General features: G+C 72.8%; 4 protein-coding genes. 2 read left to right on the top strand and 2 right to left on the bottom strand.

Annotated features, from left to right (window positions below):
* A partial coding sequence (locus ACWEVO_RS28990) for an MFS transporter (protein WP_452310654.1) occupies positions 1-1182 on the bottom strand: 1182 nt, incomplete at its 3' end.
* A complete protein-coding gene (locus ACWEVO_RS28985; protein WP_452310653.1) occupies positions 1179-2489 on the bottom strand; it encodes an ATP-grasp domain-containing protein in 1311 nt (436 codons plus the stop codon). The genes ACWEVO_RS28990 and ACWEVO_RS28985, both read right to left, overlap by 4 nt.
* Positions 2490-2557: 68 nt before the next feature.
* Here ACWEVO_RS28985 and ACWEVO_RS28980 point away from each other — a divergent pair, with 68 nt between their 5' ends.
* Together ACWEVO_RS28980 and ACWEVO_RS28975 are read left to right on the top strand one after the other, a co-directional pair.
* Complete coding sequence (locus tag ACWEVO_RS28980; RefSeq protein ID WP_452310652.1) at positions 2558-3538, top strand: DUF5937 family protein; 981 nt, start codon at positions 2558-2560, stop codon at positions 3536-3538.
* 128 nt (positions 3539-3666) lie between these two features.
* A complete protein-coding gene (locus ACWEVO_RS28975; RefSeq protein ID WP_452310651.1) occupies positions 3667-5226 on the top strand; it encodes an MDR family MFS transporter in 1560 nt (519 codons plus the stop codon).
* The last annotated feature ends 245 nt before the right edge of the window (positions 5227-5471 follow it).

The following is a 5471-nucleotide window of genomic DNA, read 5'->3' as shown; positions in this document are numbered from 1 at the left end:
GCGCCGCGAAGGCCTTCGTGACGTGCTCGGGCGGGCAGCCGAGCGCCTCGTGGCGTACACGGCGCCGCCGACGAGCGGGCCGCCGCCCGCACCGATCGTGTACGCGACGCCGTACAACCCCTGATAGCGCCCCGCCATCCGGGGCGGAGCGAGGCTGCCCAGATAGGCGTGGGCGACGGAGCTGGACAGCATCTCGCCGAGTGTCCAGATCACCACCGTCGCCGACAGCAGCACCATGCCGGCCGCGAACCCGGTCAGCGCGAGACCCGCACCGACGAGCAGGTTCCCGACGGCCAGGACGTACTCGGGCCGGTACCGGGAGACCGCGCCGGTGAGGGGCAGCTCCAGCGCCAGCACCAGCAGACCGTTGAGCCCGATGAGGAGACCGAAGTCGCCCGCGCCGAGACCCACCTCGCTGACGTGCAGGGGAAGACCGACGGTGGACTGGATGTAGACGAACTCGGCCACCACGGTCATCAGCAGGAAGCGCAGCAGCGTGCGGTCGGCGAACGCCTGCCGGTACCCCGTCGCCCGGTCCGCGTCCCCGTCGTCCGGGTCGGATCGCCGCGCGGGAGCATCGCGCAGCAGCACTGCCACGACCACGCCGAACAGCAGGCACGCGGCGGCATTGCCCAGGAACAGCCCGGTATAGGAGGTGCTGGCCAGCAGACCACCGATGACACCGCCCAGGGCGGCACCGATGTTCATCGCGAACCGGAACACGCCGAAGGCGGCCAGCCGTTCCCGGTTGGTCGCCACGGAGTCGAGCAGCACCGCCGCCGCGGCCGGCCGGTAGATCTGCGACGTCACGCCGATGAGCCCGACCACCCCGACGATGAGAGGGAACGGTCCGAGGGACGGGACGGCCGCCGTCAGCCCGGCGGTGGGTACGGCGGAGAGCACGATGGTCCAGCGTCGGCCGATCCGGTCGGCGAGGTGGCCACCGACGGCGTTGCCGAGCACGTTGCCCAGACCCGACACGGCGAGCACGAAGCCGGCGGCACCGGCGGAATACCCGCGACCGGTCAGGTAGAGCACGATGAACACGGGCAGGAAGTTGCCGACCCGGCTGACCAGGATGCCGAGACTGACGATCCACACCCGGGCGGGCAGGTTGCGCAGCGCGTCGCGGAACCGGGGCTCGCCGACGTCGGACCGGTGCGGGGGCGCGCTGGTGCTCACCCGACCGGCTCGGTGCGTACGTGGATCATCTCGGCCAGTCGTCGGGCGTGGGCGACCGCTTCGGCGGCGGTGGCGCCCCTGGCGATGATGTGGCCGACCTTGTCCTCGTTCCAGGTCAGCGGTGGCACCTCGGCGCCCGGTGTCACCGCCAGCCGCAGGTCGACGAACGCCGGGTCCGCGCGCACGGCGTCGACACCGGTGACCGCCACGACCCGTCCCGGCTCGGGCGTGAGGAACCGGACCGCCGCTCCGCCCCGGGGCTCGGGCGCGGTGGTCAGCGGCTCCACCAGGCCGAACCTGGCGCCCAGCGCGTAGCGCTCCATGTCGACGCCGTAGACGACCTCGGCCAGATCGTTGATCCGGTCACCGCCGACGCGGTTGTGCGACTCGACGATCCGCGGGCCGCGCGAGGTCAGCTTGACCTCGGTGTGCCCCGGACCGTTGCGCAGCCCCACCTCGTCCAGGAAGTCCGTCACCAGCCGGGTGACCTCGCGCAGCGTCTCCGCCGGCCGGCCGCTGGGCTGCGAGTGCCCGATCTCCACGAAACCGGGGCCGGCGCACTCCTTGTCGGTCACCGCGACGACCACGTGCCGACCGTCGAAGGTCAGGGTCTCCACGCTGATCTCCGGGCCGTCGAGGAACTCCTCCATCAGGAACTCGTCGAACGGGTCGGCGTCGGACAGGTCCCGGGCGGTCCATCGCCCGGCCAGGGACCGGAACCGTTCGGCCACGGCGTCCACGTCGGCCGGGTCCCGGATGCAGAACACCCCGAGACTGCCCGATTCGCGGATCGGCTTGACGATGATCGGCAGCCCGTGCGCCTGAACGAACTCCCGGAGGTCCTGCGCGCCGCGGCCGACCGCGGCGGCCACCGGGCTCAGGCCCGCGGCGGCCAGGTGCCGGCGCATCCGCGCCTTGTCGCGCAGCAGCTCCACGGTGGCGACGGACTCGCCGCCGAGGCCGAGCGCCTCGTTGATCCGCGCCGCCGGCAGCAGCCCCAGCTCGAACAGCGACACGGCCGCCTGGAACGGGTACGCCTCGTGCCACGCCCGGACCAGCGGCAGGAGCCGCGCGATGTCGCCGTAGTCGAGCAGCAGCGCCTGATCGACGTACGGCCAGTGGCCGCGGTCGTACTCGTCGGGGAACTGGACGTGCGCCACGTCCAGCCCGAGCTCCCGTGCCTTGCGCACCTGGTCGAGCGTGCCGCCGACGACCAGGACGCGAGGTCGTGCGATGGCGACCGCCGAAGACCGGGCCGCGTCACGGGCCGCCCGCTCCGGCGGGCCGGCGAACTCCCTGCTGACCATGTCAGCAGCCTCGTCAAGCACGGTCGTGGTCGGTAGTGTTTTAGCTCCAGTCGAATCTTGGGAGGGCCGTGCTCACGATCGAGTTCTCCGTGGGCGATGTCGCGCGGATCCGGTTTGCGCTGTCGTGCCTGTGGGAGGTCGCGTCGAGCTTCCACGTGCTCCAGGGGCCCAGCGGCCACGCCGCGCAGCTGCCGTGGCTGCGCCGGGTCACCCCGCGGCTGACCGCCGCCGGTCTCGGTCCGGGCGGCGACAGCCTGCTCGCCGGCCTCATCCCGTCGGGCCCGCGCTACATGCCGGACTTCCTGACCCCGCCGTCGGCCACGCTCAGCCCCAACCTCGAGTCGGAGCTACGGACCGTGCTGGCCACGCCGCCGGAGACGGTCCGCGCCGACCTCGACGAGCTGGAGGTCCCGTTCACGCCCGCCGTGCGGGCGATGTACGCCGATCCCGCCGCCGGGCTCGCCCGCCTGACCGAGGAGATCCGGCGGTACTGGGACCTCGCGCTCGCGGCCGACTGGCCGCGGATCCGGGCACTGCTGGAGGCCGAGGTCTTCCACCGGGCCCGGCTGCTCGTGGAGGAGGGTACGGCCGGCCTGCTCAACGGCCTGCACGACCGGGTCGGTTGGGACGAGAGCACGCTGTCCATCGTGCACAAGTGGTGCACCGCCGGGACGGTGCTGTCCGGCGCCGGGCTGCTGCTGGTGCCGAGCGTCTTCGTCTGGCCCGCCGTGCGTACCGTCGCCTCGCCGGAGAACCCGCAGCTGGCGTACCCGCCGAGGGGCGTGGGGACGCTGTGGGAGGGGGCGGCCGGCGCGTCGGAGGCGCTGGCGGCCGTGATCGGCAGGTCGCGTGCCCAGCTGCTGATCGAGCTGGAGTCGCCGGCCTCCACCACCGAGCTGGCCCGGCGTACCGGCATGTCCGCCGGCGGCGTCTCACAGCACCTGGGAGTGCTGCGCGCGGCGGGCCTCATCACCGCGCACCGGTCCGGGCACGCGGTGCTCAACGTGCGTACGCCCGCAGCGGAGACGCTGCTCGCGGCGGCCGCATGACGCGGCGCGCCGCCTGCTGAGCAGGAGAGTGGCGCAGGTCTCACCCGGAGACGGGCGCGGTCCGGGAATGGTGGGGCTTACGAATAGTTGACCTCGACGATTCATTGCCCAGCGGAGGAGTGGCGTGCATGGTGGCGACACCTGCGGCCGGCAGCAGTCCGGGGCCGGCGGACAGCGACCAGATCGTGCAGGGCGTCGGGTTCCGTTCCGACCGCGGCCCGGTCCTCGCGGCGATCATGCTCAGCACCGGCCTGGTCGCCCTGGACTCCACGATCATCGCCACCGCGGTGCCCTCGATCGTGCGTGATCTCGGCGGCTTCTCGCAGTTCCCGTGGCTGTTCTCGATCTACCTGCTCACCCAGGCCGTCACGGTGCCGATCTACGGCAAGTTCGCCGACTCGCTGGGGCGCAAGCCGCTGATGTTCTTCGGTATCGCGCTGTTCCTGCTCGGCTCGATCCTGTGCGGCGTCGCGTGGAGCATGCCCGCGCTGATCGTCGCGCGCGCCGTCCAGGGCATCGGGGCGGGCGCGGTGCAGCCGATCAGCATGACGATCGTCGGCGACCTCTACACGGTGGCGGAGCGCGCCCGGGTGCAGGGTTACCTGGCCAGCGTCTGGGGCATCTCCGCGGTGCTCGGACCCACGCTCGGTGGCGTCTTCGCCGAGTACCTGTCCTGGCGGTGGATCTTCTACATCAACCTGCCGCTCGGTGCGGTGGCGGCGTGGGCGCTCGCCCGGCACTTCACCGAACGCATCACCCGCAGCCGGCACCGGGTGGACTACGCGGGCGCGGCCCTGCTCACCGTCGGATTCGGGCTCCTCATCCTCGGGCTGCTCGAAGGCGGCGTCGCCTGGCCCTGGGGGTCCGTCCAGAGCGTGGCGATCCTCGCGACCGGCGTCGTCGCGCTCGCCGCGTTCCTCGCCGTGGAGCGCCGCGCCGCCGAGCCCGTGCTGCCGCTGTGGGTGTTCGGCCGCCGGGTTCTCGCCGGCGGCAGCCTCACCGCGCTGTGCGTCGGGGCGCTCACCATCGGCCTGAGCTCGTATCTGCCCACGTACGCCGAAGGGGTGCTCGGTACCAGCGCCCTGGTGGCCGGGTTCGCCCTCGCGGCGTTGACGGTCGGCTGGCCGCGGGCGGCCAGCCTCGCCGGGCGGGTCTACCTGCGGATCGGCTTCCGTGACACGGCCCTCATCGGCGCCGTCTTCGTGATCGGCGGCGCGGTGCTGACCACGCTGCTCGACGCCCACTCGACGGTGTGGGCGGCCGCCGGGGCGGCCTTCGTGCTCGGTGTCGGGCTCGGGCTGACCGCCAGCCCGACCCTGGTCGCCGTGCAGTCCGTGGTCGGTTGGGACCGCCGGGGCGTGGTCACCGGCGCCAACATGTTCAGCCGGTCGCTGGGCAGCGCGGTCGGCGCCGCCGTCTTCGGGGCGATCGCCAACGCCACGCTTGCCGACCGTTTCGCGCATCCGCCGGCGGAGGTCGCCGCCGGGCTGCCCAAGCACGCGGACACCACAAGCCTCGTGCTCGGCGGCCACAGCCAGTCCGCCCAGTCGGCGGTGACCGACTACGTCCGCGCGTCGCTGTACGCCGCGACCCACCACGTCTTCATCGCGCTGGCCGTGCTGGCGGTCCTCGGGCTGGGCGCGCTGTTGCTGATCCCGCGCCGCAGCGACCCCCTCACGTTCGACTGACCACCGACGCAGACGAGCGCCGCCGGCCCTGGTCTGCGTCGGGGCCCGGCGATGGGCGGTTCGGTCATAGGCGTTGGCTATGGCGGCGGTCCGGGAATGTCCACTACCGGGTAGTGCCGCGCGGGCGAAGCCTGGAACCGTGATCATCCTTGCTGACCCGCCCAGCCGCCGCCATAGCCAACGCCTATGACCGAACCGCCCATCGCCGGGCCCCGACGCAGACCAGGGCCGGCGGCGCTCGTCTG

This window comes from Micromonospora sp. NPDC003776 (assembly GCF_053605645.1).
The sequence above is the reverse complement of the archived record's forward strand: the minus strand, read 5'-3'. Positions and strand labels throughout refer to the sequence as shown.

What these genes read in the sequence shown, in the direction of transcription:
- ACWEVO_RS28985 (WP_452310653.1), bottom strand. Translation starts at nt 2,489, where the DNA reads ATGGTCAGCAGGGAGTTCGCCGGCCCGCCGGAGCGGGCGGCCCGTGAC.
- ACWEVO_RS28975 (WP_452310651.1), top strand. Translation starts at nt 3,667, where the DNA reads ATGGTGGCGACACCTGCGGCCGGCAGCAGTCCGGGGCCGGCGGACAGC.